The organism is Photobacterium angustum (assembly GCF_003026365.1).
Classification (GTDB): Bacteria; Pseudomonadota; Gammaproteobacteria; order Enterobacterales; family Vibrionaceae; genus Photobacterium; species Photobacterium angustum.
Genome location: NZ_PYOM01000014.1, coordinates 23442 through 42705 on the forward strand (window position 1 = coordinate 23442; position 19264 = coordinate 42705).

General features: G+C 43.3%; 12 protein-coding genes. 6 read left to right on the forward strand and 6 right to left on the reverse strand.

The window, feature by feature from the left end; all coding sequences use genetic code 11:
• Positions 1–182 precede the first annotated feature (182 nt).
• Positions 183–1316, forward strand: coding sequence for a glycerate kinase (locus CTN01_RS14900; RefSeq protein ID WP_045149821.1), 1134 nt, complete (start codon positions 183–185; stop codon positions 1314–1316).
• An 80-nt stretch (positions 1317–1396) separates the two neighbouring features.
• Here CTN01_RS14900 and acnB read toward each other — a convergent pair whose 3' ends face one another.
• On the reverse strand, positions 1397–3994 hold the full coding sequence (acnB, locus tag CTN01_RS14905) for a bifunctional aconitate hydratase 2/2-methylisocitrate dehydratase (RefSeq protein ID WP_045149820.1): 2598 nt from the start codon (positions 3992–3994) through the stop codon (positions 1397–1399).
• A 446-nt stretch (positions 3995–4440) separates the two neighbouring features.
• Here acnB and CTN01_RS14910 point away from each other — a divergent pair, with 446 nt between their 5' ends.
• The gene (locus CTN01_RS14910; RefSeq protein WP_045149819.1) at positions 4441–6360 is read left to right on the forward strand and encodes a methyl-accepting chemotaxis protein; all 1920 of its coding nucleotides are present in this window, start codon (positions 4441–4443) and stop codon (positions 6358–6360) included.
• Positions 6361–6430: 70 nt separating this feature from the next.
• Here the strand turns inward: CTN01_RS14910 and lpdA are convergent, their stop codons facing one another.
• The 5 genes from lpdA to ampD all read right to left on the reverse strand — a co-directional run bounded on the left by lpdA (position 6431) and on the right by ampD (position 14364).
• Positions 6431–7861, reverse strand: coding sequence for a dihydrolipoyl dehydrogenase (lpdA, locus tag CTN01_RS14915; protein ID WP_005371283.1), 1431 nt, complete (start codon positions 7859–7861; stop codon positions 6431–6433).
• A gap of 195 nt (positions 7862–8056) precedes the next feature.
• Positions 8057–9958 carry a pyruvate dehydrogenase complex dihydrolipoyllysine-residue acetyltransferase gene (gene aceF, locus CTN01_RS14920; protein WP_045149818.1) on the reverse strand — a complete coding sequence of 634 codons (1902 nt, stop codon included), beginning with the start codon at positions 9956–9958 and terminating at the stop codon, positions 8057–8059.
• A 14-nt stretch (positions 9959–9972) separates the two neighbouring features.
• Positions 9973–12639 (reverse strand): pyruvate dehydrogenase (acetyl-transferring), homodimeric type, encoded by a 2667-nt coding sequence (gene aceE / locus CTN01_RS14925; RefSeq protein WP_045083962.1) that lies wholly within the window; start codon positions 12637–12639, stop codon positions 9973–9975.
• 72 nt (positions 12640–12711) lie between these two features.
• Positions 12712–13488: a pyruvate dehydrogenase complex transcriptional repressor PdhR gene (gene pdhR, locus CTN01_RS14930; RefSeq protein ID WP_045083961.1), complete on the reverse strand. Its 777-nt coding sequence runs from the start codon at positions 13486–13488 to the stop codon at positions 12712–12714.
• Positions 13489–13818: 330 nt separating this feature from the next.
• Positions 13819–14364, reverse strand: a complete 546-nt coding sequence (ampD, locus tag CTN01_RS14935; RefSeq protein WP_005371268.1) for a 1,6-anhydro-N-acetylmuramyl-L-alanine amidase AmpD — start codon at positions 14362–14364, stop codon at positions 13819–13821.
• A 250-nt stretch (positions 14365–14614) separates the two neighbouring features.
• On the opposite strand from ampD, the gene nadC reads away from it, so the two are divergent.
• The 4 genes from nadC (at position 14615) to CTN01_RS14955 (ending at position 19215) form a co-directional block, all read left to right on the forward strand.
• Positions 14615–15502, forward strand: a complete 888-nt coding sequence (gene nadC / locus CTN01_RS14940; protein ID WP_045149817.1) for a carboxylating nicotinate-nucleotide diphosphorylase — start codon at positions 14615–14617, stop codon at positions 15500–15502.
• 314 nt (positions 15503–15816) lie between these two features.
• A complete protein-coding gene (locus CTN01_RS14945) occupies positions 15817–16263 on the forward strand; it encodes a pilin (protein ID WP_045149815.1) in 447 nt (148 codons plus the stop codon).
• A complete protein-coding gene (gene pilB / locus CTN01_RS14950; RefSeq protein WP_045149814.1) occupies positions 16263–17948 on the forward strand; it encodes a type IV-A pilus assembly ATPase PilB in 1686 nt (561 codons plus the stop codon). Before CTN01_RS14945 ends, pilB begins: the two co-directional genes overlap by 1 nt.
• A gap of 43 nt (positions 17949–17991) precedes the next feature.
• Positions 17992–19215, forward strand: coding sequence for a type II secretion system F family protein (locus CTN01_RS14955; RefSeq protein WP_045149813.1), 1224 nt, complete (start codon positions 17992–17994; stop codon positions 19213–19215).
• Positions 19216–19264 lie beyond the last annotated feature (49 nt).

The following is a 19264-nucleotide window of genomic DNA, read 5'->3' on the forward strand; positions in this document are numbered from 1 at the left end:
TCCTCATAGATGATCTTCTTGCTTTAATAAGCTGTAAAATACAGCCTATATGCTGCGCCCATTGTCAGGATCTACTCAAGAAATGCAACTCAATACCACCAGTAGACGCAAATCGTGCTACACAATGACGTAACCATAACAAAAATGATCGTATTCCTTTTCTTCGTTTAGAGCTCATTATTATGAAAATTATTATTGCTCCTGATTCTTACAAAGAAAGCCTAACAGCAATGGAAGTGGCTACCGCGATTGAAAACGGTTTTCGCCAAGTGATGCCAAATGCTGAATACATAAAGCTTCCCATGGCAGATGGCGGTGAAGGCACAGTGCAATCATTGGTGGATGCTAGCAGCGGTCGCATTATTGAGTGCACAGTAACAGGACCGTTAGGTGAACAAGTGAATGGCTTCTTCGGCTTAATGGGGGATGGAAAAACCGCAATAATTGAAATGGCAGCTGCATCTGGTTTACACCTTGTTAGCCCTGAGCAGCGAAACCCTATGTTAACCACCAGCTTTGGTACCGGTGAATTAATCCTAGCAGCATTAGATGAAGGAGTAGAACACATCATCGTCGGCATCGGTGGTAGCGCAACTAACGATGGTGGTATCGGGATGGCACAAGCGCTGGGGGTACGTCTGCTTGATGAAAATAATAAATCAATTAACTATGGCGGCGGAGCATTAGCTCGCTTACACCATATTGATATTAGTGATATCGACCCTCGTCTTGCTAAGGTCAAATTAGAAGTTGCCTGCGATGTAGATAACCCTCTATGTAGTGAAAAAGGTGCATCTCAGGTATTTGGCCCACAGAAAGGTGCAACACCAGAGATGGTAGTGCAACTCGATAATAACCTTGCCCACTATGCTGAAATCATTAAGCGCGACTTAGGTAAAGATGTAAAAGACATAGCAGGTGCAGGTGCTGCTGGCGGTATGGGAGCAGCTTTACTTGGGCTATTTAACGCACAGTTACGTCCAGGGGTAGAGATAGTCATGGATGCGGTCAATTTAGCAGATGTATTAAAAGACGCTGATTTAGTGATCACAGGTGAAGGCCGCATTGATAGCCAAACGATTCACGGTAAAACCCCGATTGGTGTGGCACGTACGGCTAAGCGTTTTAACAAACCTGTCATTGGTATTGCAGGATGTTTATCTTATGACTGTGATGTCGTGTATGACCATGGTATTGATGCCGTATTCAGTGTATTACCACGCTCGGTAGGTTTAGCTGAAGCACTAGCAGAAGCTGCAATTAACGTTGAGCTCACAGCACGTAATGTCGCAGCGATTTACATCTTAGGTCGCTAATAAAAACTTTCCCATACCAACAAAAAACGCCTCGAACATTCGAGGCGTTTTTATTATTAATCAACAACTAAGCACAATGACTAAGCTGGTTGTTGAATGATCACTTCATCCGCTTTCTTAGTGTAATCTTCCATACGGTGGAAGTTTAAGTAACGGTAAGTATCCGCCGCTGTTGCATCAATTTGCTTCGCGTATTCAAGGTATTCTTCCTTAGTTGGAATACGGCCTAAAATCGCACCTACCGCAGCAAGCTCTGCTGAAGATAGGTAAACATTAGCACCTGTACCTAAGCGGTTCGGGAAGTTACGGGTTGATGTTGACATCACCGTCGCTTTATCAGCAACACGTGCTTGGTTACCCATACACAGTGAACATCCCGGAGTTTCAATACGAACCCCTGCACGACCAAAGATACCGTAGTAGCCTTCTTCCGTTAGCTGATCTTTATCCATCTTCGTTGGTGGTGCGACCCATAAACGCGTATCTAGCTGACCACCAAATTTCTCAAGCAGTTTACCTGCTGCACGGAAGTGGCCAATGTTCGTCATACATGAACCGATAAACACTTCATCAATTTGTGTACCTTGAACGTCAGACAGTAAACGCGCATCATCCGGATCATTTGGCGCACATAGAATTGGCTGATTGATATCTGCCAAGTCAATTTCAATCACGTGTGCGTACTCTGCATCATTGTCTGCCGTCATTAGCTCAGGATTAGCTAACCACTCTTCCATTGCGGTAATACGACGCTCAATGGTACGACGATCGCCGTAACCTTCAGAAATCATCCACTTCAGCATCACGATGTTTGAGTTTAAGTATTCTGCAATCGATTCTTGAGAAAGCTTAACGGTACAACCTGCCGCACTACGCTCTGCCGATGCATCAGATAGCTCAAATGCTTGCTCAACCGTTAGGTGCTCGACACCCTCGATCTCCAGTACTCGACCAGAGAATTCATTGATCTTACCTGCTTTCTCAACGGTCAGTAGACCTTGCTGAATCGCGTAGTATGGGATCGCATGAACAAGATCACGTAGCGTGATCCCTTCTTGCATCTCACCTTTAAAGCGAACCAGAATAGATTCAGGCATATCTAACGGCATAACACCTGTTGCCGCAGCAAAAGCGACAAGGCCAGAACCAGCTGGGAATGATATACCTAATGGGAAACGGGTATGTGAGTCACCACCTGTACCAACAGTATCAGGCAGTAGCATACGGTTTAGCCATGAGTGAATAACACCATCACCAGGGCGAAGTGATACACCGCCACGATTCATAATGAAATCAGGTAATGTGTGGTGAGTGTTAACATCAATTGGTTTTGGATAAGCCGAGGTATGACAGAACGACTGCATCGTAAGTTCAGCAGAGAAACCAAGACATGCTAAGTCTTTTAATTCATCACGAGTCATAGGACCTGTGGTATCTTGCGAACCTACCGTTGTCATCTTAGGCTCACAGTAAGTGCCAGGGCGAACGCCTTCAACACCACATGCTTTACCTACCATCTTCTGCGCTAAGGTATAACCTTTACCGCTATCTTCAACCGCAACAGGACGACGGAAAATATCCGATGATGGTAAACCAAGTGATTGGCGCGCACGATCTGTTAGACCACGGCCGATGATCAATGGAATACGACCACCCGCACGTACTTCATCAATCAGTACATCCGTTTTTAACTCAAAAGTAGAAACTAGCTCATCGCTTTCGTGACGACGAACTTCACCTTTGAATGGATACACATCAATCACATCACCCATCGCAAGTTGAGTCACATCAACTTCAATCGGTAGTGCGCCTGCATCTTCCATCGTATTAAAGAAGATAGGTGCGATCTTACCACCTAGTACATAACCACCCGCACGCTTGTTCGGTACATAAGGAATATCATCACCCATGAACCAAAGTACGGAGTTAGTTGCAGACTTACGAGAAGAGCCAGTACCTACAACATCACCAACATAAACAAGCTGATGACCTTTTTCTTTTAACGCTTCGATTTGCTTGATCGGACCAACAGAACCTTGCTGATCAGGCACGATACCTTCGCGTTCATTTTTCAGCATCGCAAGCGCGTGAAGTGGGATATCTGGACGAGACCATGCATCAGGTGCAGGTGATAAGTCATCAGTATTGGTCTCACCTGTCACTTTAAATACAGTCAGGGTGATTTTTTCAGCCAATGCTGGTTTTGATAAGAACCACTCAGCATCAGCCCATGATTGGAGAACTTGCTGAGCAAATGCGTTACCTGCTTTTGCTTTTTCTTCTACATCGTAGAACGCATCAAACATTAATAAAGTATGAGATAACGCTTTAACTGAAATAGGAGCTAGCGTGTCATCATCAAGCAGAGAAATAAGTGGTTCGATATTGTAACCACCTTGCATTGTGCCCAGTAACTCTGCGGCTTTTTCTTTACTTACGATAGGTGATTGCGCGTCACCTTTAGTGATCGCTGCAAGGAAACCCGCTTTTACGTATGCCGCTTCATCAACGCCTGGGGGAATACGATTTTCTAGTAGATCCAGCAGAACACTTTCTTCGCCTGCTGGCGGATTTTTTAGTAACTCAACAAGAGCGGCAACCTGTTCAGCATCCAATGGTTTAGCAACAACCCCTTCAGCAGCACGCTCTTCGACGTGTTTACGGTAGGCTTCAAGCACGACATATTCCTCATATTACGGCCTAGCTCTAGTGACTAGACATCCTTGGAAGTGAATGATCTCTGGATTATTATCAATCTTGTTTTGCTAAATACCTTCTGAGCAAAATTCATTTAGTAGAGACCAAATCTGTGTAAACATCATACCATTGTTAACTTAAACTTAAAAACTACTGCTTTTTTACAACATTCACATTTTAAGAAAATTCTTTGTTCATAATGGGTAAAGCGATCCTAAATATTTATAACGCATAAAATAAAAGTCGCTTATTTCATATTGGTTTTATTTTCTCTTTTTTAGCTACAGGTCATATTAAGTGACATAAATCACTAAAGTTTTGTAACAAAATTGCAGATACATAACGGCGTATTTTCATTTCATTGATCAGTATTGCGTTGTCACGTTGTGCATGGTCTGTTCATTTGCTCATAAATATAAGCCGTTTTATGAATTACAAACATTTAAGTATCAAATCTAAACTGATCATCGCGATAACGATGGCGGTTCTTGCCTCTACGACTCTCGTCAGTGTACTCAGCCAAAACCAAGTCCGTACTGCGATTACCAATCGTATATTAGACCTCGAATTACCCGCGATTTTGCTGCAAATTCGTAATAATGTAGAAAAAGAAGTTATTCAACTTCAATCTGCTGCAGAGCAACTGGCCAATAACAGCTATGTTGTCGATAGCGTATTAGATAACAAAGCGCCACAAGATAAGACTCGTTTAGTTCAGGAACTACAAAGTATAAAGAATCAATACAACCTACTCGATGTCTCTATTGCTAACAGAAATAACGGTGACTATTGGAATCAAAATGGTTTTCTTCGTCAGTTAACGCCTCAACAAGATAGTTGGTTTTTTGATGCTGTACGCAGCAATCAAGCTCGTAGCTTAAGTATTTTTCGTGAGAATAATGGCGAGGTAAAACTGTTTGTTAACTACCAACAGCCCAATGGCGACACATTAGCAGGACTGTCTAAGTCACTTGATGAGATGGCGAGCTTTATTAGCCAATTTAAAATAGAGCAAACAGGATTTGTATATTTAGTCGATAGTAAAGGGACAGTTAAGATCCACCGCGATAATAATAAGATGCTAAATCACAACTCAATCTCTACACTGTTTGATTCCAATATCGCATCAAAATTATTAAATAAACAAAGTTTTAGCGTAGTAGAAGCGACGAATAATCAACAAGATGTGTTCTTAGCTGCTAGCTATATTCCTGCAATGGATTGGTACGTTATTGGCGAACTACCAAAACAAGAAGCGTTTGCAGCACTTACCTCCATTCGAAATCAAGTTATCCTCTTTACAGGTATCATTGCAGCCATTTTCATTGTTGTTGCGATTTTCCTTGCTAGTAGCATTACTCGCCCTATTCAACAACTTGCGGCGATGTTTAAAGATCTGGGTGAAGGTGATGGCGATTTACGTCACCGCTTAACAGTAGAAGGAAATGATGAGATTGCACAATTATCATCAGGGTTTAATGGCTTCATTGGTAAAATCCACCACTCAGTAACAGAAGTAGCAGAAACCGGAAATTCACTGCGCCAAGCAGCAGAATCTGTCGCCCACCAAGCTCAACTGACACTGGATAATAGTCATAGCCAACGAGATAGAACCCTTCAGGTTGTCGCTGCAATTAATGAAATGGGGGCGACGGTTAATGAAATCGCCAGTAACGCCGCATTAGCTGCAGAGTCAACCCAACAAGCAGAGCAGCAAACCCATGATGGCCAAACCGTTGTTGGTGAAGCACGTAATACCATAAATCAACTGTCATCGGATATTAGCCAAGTTAGCGATGTCATTGACTCACTGGCAAGTAATACCCAGTCGATTGGTAGTATTTTAGATGTGATCCGTGGGATCTCAGAGCAAACTAACCTACTTGCCCTTAATGCCGCTATTGAAGCCGCGCGTGCAGGCGAGCAAGGTCGAGGATTTGCGGTCGTGGCCGATGAAGTGCGCAACCTTGCTAGTCGTACTGCCGACTCTACCGACGAGATCCAAGCGATGATCAACCGCCTTCAGCAAGAAGCATCCAATGCAGTGGTTGCGATGGAGCAAAGCCGTCAACTGTCTGAAAATGGTGTCTCTGCCTCCGATCAAGCGTCTGTCGCCTTAGTTGCGATTTCTGAACGTATTAGTTTAATTGCCGATATGAATACTCAAGTGGCTACTGCGACAGAAGAGCAATCAACCGTGGTACAAGATATTAATTGTAATATTGAAGAGATCAACGAAACGACTCAAATGACCGCAGATACAGCAGCACAACTGGCTGATTCAAGCCAAGCATTGCGTCAACTATCACAACGTCTGGATCATATGGTTAGTACGTTTAAGTTGTAATCGCAAACACAATATCCAGATAACAAAAAAGCGCCCTAAGGCGCTTTTTTATTATTATAACAAGTAGTAATTACTTCTTACGCTTTACCGCTTTTGCATTTGGAAGGTCAGTGATAGAGCCTTCAAATACTTCAGCAGCAAGACCTACTGATTCGTGTAGTGTTGGGTGAGCGTGGATAGTTAATGCGATATCTTCAGCATCACAACCCATCTCGATCGCTAGACCGATTTCACCTAGTAGTTCACCACCGTTAGTACCTACGATAGCACCACCGATCACACGGTGCGTGTCTTTGTCGAAGATCATCTTCGTCATACCGTCAGCACAATCAGATGCGATAGCACGGCCAGATGCAGCCCATGGGAATGTAGCAACTTCGTAGTTGATACCTTCTGCTTTCGCTTCTTTCTCAGTCTTACCAACCCACGCAACTTCTGGCTCAGTGTACGCAATTGAAGGAATAACTTTAGGATCGAAGTAGTGCTTCTTACCAGAAATAACTTCAGCCGCTACGTGACCTTCATGCACACCTTTGTGAGCCAACATTGGTTGACCAACAACATCACCAATCGCGTGAATGTGAGCAACGTTAGTACGCATTTGCTTATCAACGTTAATAAAGCCACGCTCATCAACATTGATACCCGCTTTTTCAGCGTCAATTAGCTTACCGTTTGGTACACGACCGATAGCAACAAGAACAGCATCGTAACGAACAGGCTCAGCAGGTGCTTTTTTGCCTTCCATCGTTACATAAATACCGTCTTCTTTTGCTTCAACAGCTGTTACTTTAGTTTCAAGCATCAGGTTGAATTTCTTCGCGATACGCTTAGTAAATACTTTAACGATATCTTTATCCGCAGCAGGGATCACTTGATCGAACATCTCAACAACGTCGATTTGAGAACCTAGCGCGTGGTAAACCGTACCCATTTCAAGACCGATGATACCGCCGCCCATAACAAGTAACTTCTCAGGTACTTCTTTAAGCTCTAGCGCATCTGTTGAATCCCAAATACGTGGGTCTTCATGCGGGATGAATGGTAGTTCGATTGGGCGAGAGCCCGCCGCGATAATCGCGTTATCAAAGTTAACTGTTGTTGGGCCATCTGCGCCTTCAACAACAATGCTGTTAGGGCCAGTAAACTTACCGTAACCATTAACAACATTTACTTTACGCATCTTAGCCATACCGCCAAGACCGCCAGTTAACTGAGTAATTACTTTATCTTTCCACAGACGGATCTTGTTGATGTCTGTTTGTGGTTCACCAAAAACAACGCCGTGCTCAGCCATTGCTTTTGCTTCTTCGATAACTTTCGCTACGTGAAGTAATGCTTTTGATGGGATACAACCCACGTTAAGACATACGCCACCTAGTGTGTTGAATTTTTCAATTAGAACCGTATCTAGACCTAAGTCAGCGCAACGGAATGCAGCAGAGTAACCAGCAGGGCCTGAACCCAACACCACTACCTGGGCTTTAATTTCTTTACTCATTATGACCTCGTTGTAAGTCTTATATCCCTAACAAGCTATCAGGTAACTTTTACGTATTTGTATACGTTTATCTTTCAGATGGACAACAAGTCTACAGACCTGTTAACAAGGTGAAAAATAAATTACCGCAGCCTGTGAGCTACACAACAATTCCATGCCTACGCATTGTAGGCATGGCGTTGTGGATGTGAAACCTTAAAGTACTAAACGACGGATGTCTGATAGACAGCCATTTAGGTAAGTGATGAAGCGCGCACCTTCAGCACCATCAATCACACGGTGATCGTATGATAGTGATAGTGGAAGTTGTAGACGCGGTTCGAACTCTTTACCGTTCCATACTGGTTTCATTTCAGACTTAGATACACCTAGGATACCTACTTCTGGTGCGTTCACGATTGGTGTGAATGCAGTACCACCTAAGCCACCAAGGCTTGAGATAGTGAAACAGCCGCCTTGCATATCAGATGCAGTTAGCTTACCAGCACGTGCTTTCTTAGAAATAGCCATTAGCTCTTCAGATAGCTCGTAGATACCTTTCTTGTTCACATCTTTAAATACAGGAACAACTAGACCGTTTGGCGTATCTACTGCGATACCGATGTTCACGTATTTCTTCAGAATCAAGCTCTCACCATCGTCAGATAGAGAAGAGTTGAATGAAGGGAATGCTTCAAGTGCTTTAGCAGCCGCTTTCATGATGAACACAAGTGGAGTGATCTTCATGCCAGAATCTTTCTTCGCTTCGATAGCATTCTGCTCTTTACGGAATGCTTCAAGTGCTGTGATATCTGCGTTATCCCACTGTGTAACGTGAGGGATCATTACCCAGTTACGGTGTAGGTTAGCGCCAGAGATCTTCTTAATGCGAGAAAGTGGCTTAACTTCAGTTTCACCAAACTTGCTGAAATCAACTTTCGGCCAAGGTAGTAGACCAAGAGCCGCACCGTCACCTTTACCTGACGCAGAAGCTGCTGCACCAGACTCAAGACGCTTAAGTGCATCTTTAACGAAGTTTTGTACGTCTTCTTTAAGAACGCGGTTCTTACGGCCAGTACCTTTAACTTTCGCAAGGTTAACACCGAACTCACGAGCTAAACGACGAACAACTGGTGATGCGTGTGCGTATTCGTTGTTTTCAACGAAATCACCTGTTGCTGCAGGCGCTTCAGCTTTTGCTGGAGCCGCCGCAGGTGCTGCTGCAGGAGCAGGCGCTGCCGCTTGAGCGACAGGAGCCGCTGCAGGTGCTGCAGGTGCTGCACCAGCAACTTCAAATACCATGATTAGTGAGCCAGTAGAAACCTTATCGCCTTCTGCGATCTTGATTTCTTTAACTGTACCAGCGAATGGTGCAGGAACTTCCATAGAAGCCTTGTCACCTTCAACAGTGATTAGCGATTGCTCTTCTTCCACTGTATCGCCAACAGATACCATGATTTCAGTAACTTCTACTTCGTCGCCACCGATATCAGGAACATTAACTTCTTTCGCTGCAGATGCCGCAGGTGCTGCTGGAGCAGGCGCTGCCGCTTGAGCAACAGGTGCTGCTGCAGGAGCAGAACCAGCCACTTCAAATACCATGATTAAAGAACCAGTAGAAACCTTGTCGCCTTCTACGATTTTGATTTCTTTAACTGTACCAGCGAATGGCGCAGGAACTTCCATAGAAGCCTTGTCACCTTCAACAGTAATTAGAGATTGCTCTTCTTCTACTGTATCGCCAACAGATACCATGATTTCAGTACATTCAACTTCATCACCACCGATATCTGGAACATGAACTTCTTTCAGTTCAGCCGCTGCTGCTGGAGCTGGAGCAGCAGGTGCTGCTTCAGCCGCAGGAGCAGGTGCAGCGTCAGCTGCACCCTCGGCTTCGAAAATCATGATTAGAGAACCAGTAGAAACCGTGTCGCCTTCAGCAACTTTGATTTCTTTAACGATACCCGCTTGAGAAGCAGGAACTTCCATTGAAGCTTTATCGCCTTCAACAGTGATCAGTGATTGCTCTTCTTCAACCTTGTCGCCAACGCTAACAAGAATCTCAGTTACTTCAACCTCATCCGCACCGATGTCTGGTACATTAATTTCGATTGCCATTTTTAATTTGCCTCTTATGCGTATAGCGGGTTGATCTTGTCAGCGTCGATATCGAACTTAGCAATTGCGTCTACAACTACAGCGTTATCAATATCGCCACGTTTAGCGAGTTCAGAAAGTGCAGCAACAACAACGTAGCCAGCATTCACTTCGAAGTGACGACGTAGGTTTGCACGGCTATCAGAACGACCGAAACCATCAGTACCAAGAACCTTGTAAGACTCAGATGGCATGAATGCACGTACTTGTTCTGCGTAATTCTTCATGTAGTCTGTTGCAGCGATTGCAGGCTCAGAACCCATTGCAGTTGTTAGGTAAGGAACCTTCTTCTCTGCTGTAGGGTGAAGCATGTTGTAACGCTCACAATCTTGACCATCACGAGTTAGTTCGTTGAATGATGTTACAGAGTAAACATCAGACGCTACACCGTACTCTTCGCTTAGGATCTGTGCCGCTTTACGTACTTCGTTCATGATAGTACCAGAGCTCATTAACTGAACTTTAGACTTATCACCAGCGTGAGACTCAAGCTTGTAAATACCCTTACGGATGCCTGCTTCAGCGCCTTCTGGCATTGCTGGCATTGCGTAGTTTTCGTTCATTACTGTTAGGTAGTAGTATACGTTCTCTTGATTTTCACCGTACATGCGACGAATACCGTCTTGCATGATAACCGCTAGCTCGTAAGCAAACGTTGGATCGTAAGAGATACAGTTAGGTACTGTGTTTGCAAGAATGTGGCTGTGACCATCTTCGTGCTGTAGACCTTCACCGTTCAGTGTTGTACGACCTGCAGTAGCACCTAGTAGGAAGCCACGTGCTTGTTGGTCACCTGCTAGCCATGCCATGTCACCAATACGTTGGAAACCGAACATTGAGTAGTAGATGTAGAATGGGATCATTGGAAGATCGTTGGTGCTGTAAGATGTTGCAGCAGCAACCCAAGATGCCATTGAACCTAGTTCGTTGATACCTTCTTGAAGTACCTGACCAGATGTTGCTTCTTTGTAGAAAGAAACGATGCCTTTATCTTCTGGTGTGTAAGTTTGACCATCTGGGTTGTAGATACCAACCTGACGGAACAGACCTTCCATACCGAACGTACGCGCTTCATCACAGATAATTGGAACGATATTCTTACCGATCGCTTTATCTTTAAGAAGAATATTTAGTGCACGAACATAAGCCATAGTGGTTGAGATTTCACGCTTTTGCTCACTTAGTAGTGGTGCAAATGCATCAAGCTCAGGCACTTTAAATTCTTGAGTGAACTTAGGGCTACGCTTAGGTGTGTAACCGTGTAGCGCATCACGACGAGCGTGTAAGTAGTTGTACTCAGCTGAGCCTTCTTCCAGTTTTAGGTAAGGCAAAGTCTTAAGTTCTTCTTCAGAGATAAGATCTTGTAGACCTAGACGATCACGTAAGTATTGAACGTGAGTCATGTCCATCTTCTTAACACCGTGAGCGATGTTCTTACCTTCAGCCGCTTCACCCATGCCGTAACCTTTAACAGTCTTAGCTAGGATCACAGTTGGCTTACCGCTTGTTTCTTTTGCATTGTTAAATGCTGCAAATAGTTTCGAAGAATCGTGACCACCACGCTTCAATTCGAAGATTTGCTCATCAGTCATGTCAGAAACAAGTGCCGCTGTTTCAGGGTACTTACCAAAGAAGTGCTCACGTACATAAGCGCCATCTTTAGATTTGAATGTTTGGTAGTCACCATCGATAGTTTCGTTCATAAGCTGTAGTAGCTTACCAGACGTATCTTTCGCTAGTAGTGCATCCCAGTTGTTGCCCCAGATAACTTTAACAACGTTCCAACCAGCACCTTTAAATAGACCTTCAAGCTCTTGAATGATCTTACCGTTACCCATTACTGGGCCGTCTAGACGCTGTAGGTTACAGTTGATTAGGAAACATAGGTTGTCTAGTTTCTCACGCGCAGCGAAAGAAATAGCACCACGTGATTCTGGCTCATCCATCTCACCATCGCCCAAGAACGCATATACGCGCTGAGCTGAAGTATCTTTAAGGCCACGACCTTCCAGGTACTTAAGGAAACGAGCTTGGTAGATCGCAGAAATTGGACCTAGACCCATAGAAACCGTTGGGAACTGCCAGAATTCAGGCATTAGTTTAGGGTGTGGGTATGAAGGAATACCTTTACCATCAACTTCTTGACGGAAGTTATCTAGCTGCTCTTCAGTTAGACGACCTTCAACAAACGCACGAGAGTAAATCCCTGGAGAAATGTGACCTTGGTAGTAAACCAAGTCACCGCCATCAACATCGTTAGGTGCACGGAAGAAGTGGTTGAAACATACTTCGTAAAAAGCAGAAGCAGACTGGTAAGAAGCCATGTGGCCGCCTAGGTCTAAATCTTTCTTAGAAGCACGTAGAACGATCATGATTGCGTTCCAACGGATGATAGAACGAATACGACGCTCTAATGTTACATCACCTGGGTACGCTGGTTCTTGTGCTGCTGGAATTGTGTTGATGTAGTTTGTGTTTACGCCAGTCGGCATATCTACACCATCTAAACGAGCTTTTTCTAATACTTGCTCAAGTAAGAACTGTGCGCGTTCTACACCTTCTTCACGGACAACTGATTCAAGTGCTTCAAGCCAATCTTGAGTTTCCAGTACATCCACGTCACTTTTCATGACTTCAGACATGCGATCTATCCTTTCGTTGATAATCTACTAACAATGTCGCGACTAGGTCTAACTTCGTTTTTAGGTATGAAGTTAAGACTCTAACCCGTCCTTGCGCTGTTGAATCCGACGAAGAGAGCGTTCACGCCTGCTATCTTCACGCGATAAATCCAACAAGGTTTCCTCGATGTAAGCCAAATGTGCGTGCGATGCTTCACGGGCCTTTTCAGGCTCACCAGAAACAATCGCCTGCACAATATTAGCTCGGTGCTTTCTTACTTTCTCCACCACTTCAGGTCGGCGGTTTAGGAGTTCGAAATTTTGTAATACGTTTTGCTCAAGTAGCGGCGCTAAACTACGAATAATATGCAGTAACACCACATTGTGAGCCGATTCTGTTACCGCAATAAGATATTGCATCACTGCGCTAGCTTCTAAGGGTAAATCCCCTTGTTGCTGCGCGTCTTGAATACGCTGATGACAATCGCGAATGCGAACAAAATCTTCTTCGTTACCTCGCAATGCCGCAAAATAAGAGGCTAAGCCTTCTAGTGCATGGCGAGATTCCAATAAATCTAATTGTGTTTCCGGATGAGTCGCTAATAAATCCAATAAAGGTTCAGAAAAGCTTTGCCATAACTTTTCTTTTACGAATGTCCCGCCACCTTGACGGCGAGTAAGCAAATGCTTTGCTTCTAAACGTTGGATCGCCTCACGAACGGAAGGACGAGAAACATCGAATTGTTTTGCCAACTCTCGCTCTGGAGGTAATTGCTGACCTGGGGACAAAATTCCCTCTAAGATCAAGCGCTCCAATTCCTGCTCAATAGCATCAGAAAGCTTTGGTTGTTTAATGCGTTTATAAGTCATTTTTATCGACGCTTCTTATATTAAATCCGTTTCATAAAGACCGAATCATCGGATAATTGGTATTACCAATTATTTTACAGGGGCAAAGTGTACAGAAATAAATAAAGATGTCCACACGCAACTTGATTGAAATCATAGAACGAAGAAGGTTTTAACAAAATTTTAAACTTTTGATACATTGCTAAAACACTGAATCTTCAGAGCTAGAAACAGCCAAGCAACGAAAAAGGAGAAAGGAAGAGATAAAAAGCGGAGTGATTGTAGAAATTGGTCAGACCAATGTGACCAATTTCCATTCGTAAATAAAACTTTAGTCTAATAACTGCCCTTTTAAAGCTGTTTTTTAAACCTTTGCCAATCAAAAGATAAACCGGGATCGGTTTTTCGTCCAGGGGCAATAAATTCATGCCCTGTTACACGATTTCGAGTAATGGCTGGGTAATTAGACATCAAAGATTGAGTCAATTTTGTCAGCATTTGATATTGCTCAGAAGTATACGGTAGGTGATCTGTACCTTCCAATTCGATACCAATTGAAAAGTCATTACACTTATCCCGATCTTCAAACTTTGATACCCCCGCATGCCAAGCACGCTGATTAAAAGGCACAAACTGCACTATCTCACCATCTCGGCGGATCAAACAGTGAGCAGAAACACGAAACTGATGAATAATTTCAAAATACGGATCATCAGCAGGGTTTAATTGCCCAGTAAATAGCTGCTCAATATAAGGCCCACCAAATTTACCCGGCGGTAAGCTTATATTATGTACCACCAGTAATGACATCTCGTCATGAGGTCGCGCATCACAAAAAGGGGACGGTACACGCCTTGCTGTCTTTAACCAATGATCATCGTTAATCAATAACGTCATAATCCATCTTCTATTTACGTGTTACTAAAACCAAACAAGCAGGTAAAGTATCATTAGCTTATATTGAAAAGCCAATTTCCTCTCATCGCTTTTGCCTATCGCAGTAATAGATAGAAACAACCAAATATTTCGATATTAACATTCGATTAACCCGTATTCACTTTATCCTACTCCTTTCTCACGGTATGATTTGCACCATCATTCGCAGCACTTTTGCTGCTAAACGCGCAATGGATACAAGAAGACAGATATGGAACACAAACACGATAGTAGTGCTCGCCTCGCTTACCTTAAACAACTTCTCCCAATCGAAATCAGCCGTACTGTTGCCGATACACTTCGTGAAGATTTAGGTGGCGAGATTGATGCCAATCTCGATATTACTGCCAATCTAATTCCTGCCGATAGCCAAGGCGTTGCCACCATCATTACCCGTGAACATGGTGTGTTTTGCGGCAAAATGTGGGCAGATGAAGTATTTAAGCAACTCGGTGGTGAAGTAAATATTGATTGGCACGTAGAAGATGGTGATGTCGTCGAGCCTAATCAAACCTTGTGTACCCTATCAGGCCCGTCACGAGCGCTGCTTACTGGCGAGCGTAACGCGATGAACTTTATTCAAACCCTGTCAGGTTGCGCGACATTAACCGCTGAATATGTCAAACAACTGGAAGGTACCAACACTCGTCTGCTTGATACCCGTAAAACCGTTCCTTGTCTGCGTAGCGCATTAAAATATGCAGTAACTTGTGGCGGTGGCTTTAATCACCGTATTGGCGTGTTTGATGCCTACCTTATAAAAGAGAACCACATCATTGCTTGTGGTGGCATTGAACAAGCCATTGCTACAGCCAAACAGCTTAATCCAAATAAACCCGTCGAAGTTGAAACTGAAAGCCTTGCAGAGCTAAAACAAGCCATTGAAGCAGGCGCTGATATTGTGATGCTGGATAACTTTACCTTAGAGATGATGCGTGAAGCAGTCGCGTTTAACGCAGGACGTGTGGCATTGGAAAACTCAGGGGATATTACCCTAAGCAATATCCGAGAATGTGCTGAAACGGGGGTGGATTATATTTCGGTTGGTGCACTGACTAAGCACGTTAAAGCAATGGACTTATCAATGCGTTTTAAGTAACACCTCTCCACTATCAGTTTTTTGTGACATAAATATTTAACTGATACCTTTATTTATAAAGAAAGAGAAAAATACCCACTGATTTTTCTCTTTCTACTTCACATCTCACTGAATTTTATAAAAATTAAATTACGAGCGATTACTCGCTTTGATCTTTGCAACTTCTGCAACGCCTGATTTTTTTTTACCACCCGTGCCGAGCTATCCCTTTTTCATTATTCACTCTAACAATAAAGCCCCTATTCTGAATTTAATTCCATTCGCGAATTTATGACGTTAACTCATTTATTATTTTGTTACTTAAGGACAGAGAAATGAAAAAACAACAGGGTTTTACACTTATTGAATTGATGATCGTGGTAGCAATCATCGGTATCATCTCAGCTTTTGCTATTCCAGCATACTCAGATTACACACAAAAAACTCGCTTAGCTGGTACAGTTGCAGGAATAACTAGCTACAAGACTGCTGTCGCTCTTTGTGGACAAGAAAATGGAGCATTTACTACTTGTAACCATAATACGAATGGTATACCGGACACTATTGCAGCAAATAATGCAGGTGCAACAATTAACTATGTCGATGCTCTTACTGTTGCAAGTGGTGCTATCAATGTAACAAGTACAGGGGTAAATAGTAGTAATGCCAAAATGGTATTAACTTTCACGCCAACACTTAGCGATGGTGCGATTCGTTGGGGTATTACAGGTACAGGGTGTGCATCAGCAACAAATACTCGTGGAATAAATTGCAATAACTAATGCAAACCAATCTCGCATCTATCTTGGCTCAAGCGAATTTAATAAGCCCAGAGCAAGAACAACAAGTGGTCGAGTTTGTAACGGCGGAAGGGATGAACGTCCCGACCGCCTTAACCCGTTTAGGCATATTGAGTGATGTAGATTTAGCCGATAACTTGGCTAATTTATTTGGATTACAAAAAGTCGATGTTCACCACTACGACTATGACGGTTGTTGTCAAAGTGTCTACCAACGTGAGTTAGTATTACGCCATCGCGCACTGCCATTAACTCAAGATGCCAATAGCCTATTTCTAGGGGTTAGCGATCCCACCAATATGGATGCGCAAGACGAGTTTCGTTTTGCGGTCGGAAAAACCGTTGAGTTTCTAGTATTAGAAAACAAACAATTAGAATCTGCTATTCGCCGTGTTTACGGTAGTGATATTGGTGAAACCAACCACAGCAAACAGGTCAGTGATGCCGATTTAGGAGAGCTGGTTGATATTAGTGATGCTGAACTCGATGATGCTACCGATTTAAGCCAAGACAGCGCCCCAGTTACCCGTTATATCAACCAAGTGTTATTAGATGCAGTGCGTCGTAAAGCCTCAGATATTCATTTTGAGCCTTATGAACACAACTACCGTATTCGCTTTCGTTGTGACGGTATATTGCATCAACATTTAACTCCCCCAGCCAGTTTGTCGCGCCGTTTATCGACCCGTTTAAAGGTAATGTCGAAGCTCAATATTGCCGAGCGTCGCCAACCACAAGATGGACGAATAAAGCTAAAGCTCTCTGATAATTTGGCGATTGATTTACGTGTTTCTACCTTGCCGACGCTATGGGGTGAAAAAGTCGTACTACGGATATTAGATAGCTCGGCCGCTAATCTTAATATTGATATTTTAGGCTATAACGATAAACAAAAATCTGATTATTTAACTGCCCTTGAGCGTCCACAAGGGATGATATTAATTACCGGCCCAACAGGTAGCGGTAAAACCGTCTCGCTATATACTGGGCTCAATATTTTAAATACCGATGAGCGCAATATTTCTACCGCTGAAGATCCAGTAGAAATTAACCTGCCCGGTATTAACCAAGTACAGATTAATCAGCAAGTCGGTTTAAGCTTTGCTGATGCGTTGCGTTCATTTTTGCGTCAAGACCCTGACATTGTGATGGTAGGGGAAATTCGTGATTTAGAAACCGCTTCTATTGCAGTAAAAGCCGCCCAAACCGGGCACTTAGTATTATCGACTCTGCATACGAATTCTGCCGCCGAAACCATTACCCGTTTAACCAATATGGGAGTGGAAGATTTTAACCTCGCCTCATCACTGAGCTTAATTATCGCCCAACGTCTTGCCCGTCGCTTATGTAAAAGCTGCAAACAACCGCACCCGCTTGATCCAATTACCTGCCAGCGATTAAACCTGCCGCAAAACTCCAGTGTATATAAAGCCAATAATGCAGGGTGTGATGATTGTAATAAAGGCTACGCAGGACGTGTCGGTATTTATGAAGTCATGGTATTTAGCCGCGAGATCGCCGAAGCCTTAATGACCAATGCCACCGCGCTGCAATTAGAAGATATTGCCGCCCAGCAAGGGATGAAACGACTTAAAGAATCCGGCATTGAAAAATTAACTGACGGCATTACCAGCCTTGCTGAATTACAACGAGTACTACAGTTATAACCTTCCCTACTTTGTATTAATTGTTTGATAGAGAATTCCGCTTATGAGTACAGCAGCCACTAAAATTCGTTATTACAACTGGCGGGGAACCAACCAAGCAGGACGTAAAGTCTCTGGCACCACTTTAGGCTTTCAAGAGCAAGAAGTACGTCACCAACTGCTTGAACAGAAAATTGTGGTCAAAAAAATCAAGAAAACCTCGCCCTCTTTTTTAACCAAAATGCGCGATCAAATGAAAGGGGAAGATGTCACTGCAGTAACCCGTCAGCTTGCCACCATGATCGAATCTGGCGTACCTGTAGTGCAAGCTCTGCAACTAATGGCAAGCAGTTATAACAAAGCTGAAATGCGTGCTACTTTGCTGCAAATTACCACCCAAGTCGAATCTGGTGCATCACTTTCTAGCGCGATGCGCTCAAGCTCGCCGCTATTTGATAAGTTCTTCTGCGATCTAGTCGCGACTGGTGAGCAAACTGGTCACCTCGGTCAAGTCTTTGCGCGCATTGCGGTGTACCGTGAAAAAAGTGAGGCTATGCGTAAAAAAGTTATTAAGGCGATGATTTATCCTGCTATGGTGACTTTAACAGCCATCATTGTTACCGTTTTAATGCTGGTGTTTGTTATTCCGCAGTTTGCCCAAATATTTTCAAGCTTTGGCTCAGAATTACCACTATTTACTCGTATTGTTGTTCAAGCATCTGATTTACTTATTGCTTATGGGATATATTTAGGTGGTGGAATTGCACTAACCATTTTTCTTTATCGTTATTTTTATAAAAAGTCTTATGAATTCAGGCTAAAAGCTAATAAATTTGCCTTAAAATTACCCATTTTCGGTAACGTATTATTAAAAGCGACCATTGCCCGTTTTGCCCGCACCTTAGCCACTACTTTTATGGCGGGTATTCCTTTGCTATCCGGTATTCAATCAGCAGGAAGAACCTGTGGTAACTTGTATATCGAAAAGGCCATTGAAGAGGTTTACGAAAGTACCGCTGGCGGTATGCCACTATATTTAGCCCTACGTCAATCAGGCGTTTTTCCCGAGCTCATGCTGCAAATGGTAATGATTGGCGAAGAATCTGGTTCACTCGATGACATGCTGAATAAAATGGCACAAATCTATGAGGCCGATGTTGATAATACCGTTGATAACCTCGGGCAAATTTTAGAGCCTTTTATTATTATTATTTTGGGTGGCTTAATTGGTGGCTTACTGATTGCTATGTATATGCCAATCTTTACTTTAATGAGTGTTATCGGTTAAGACTATTTTTATTAATCACCTTATAAGTTTATCGCTGTATTCATTCCCA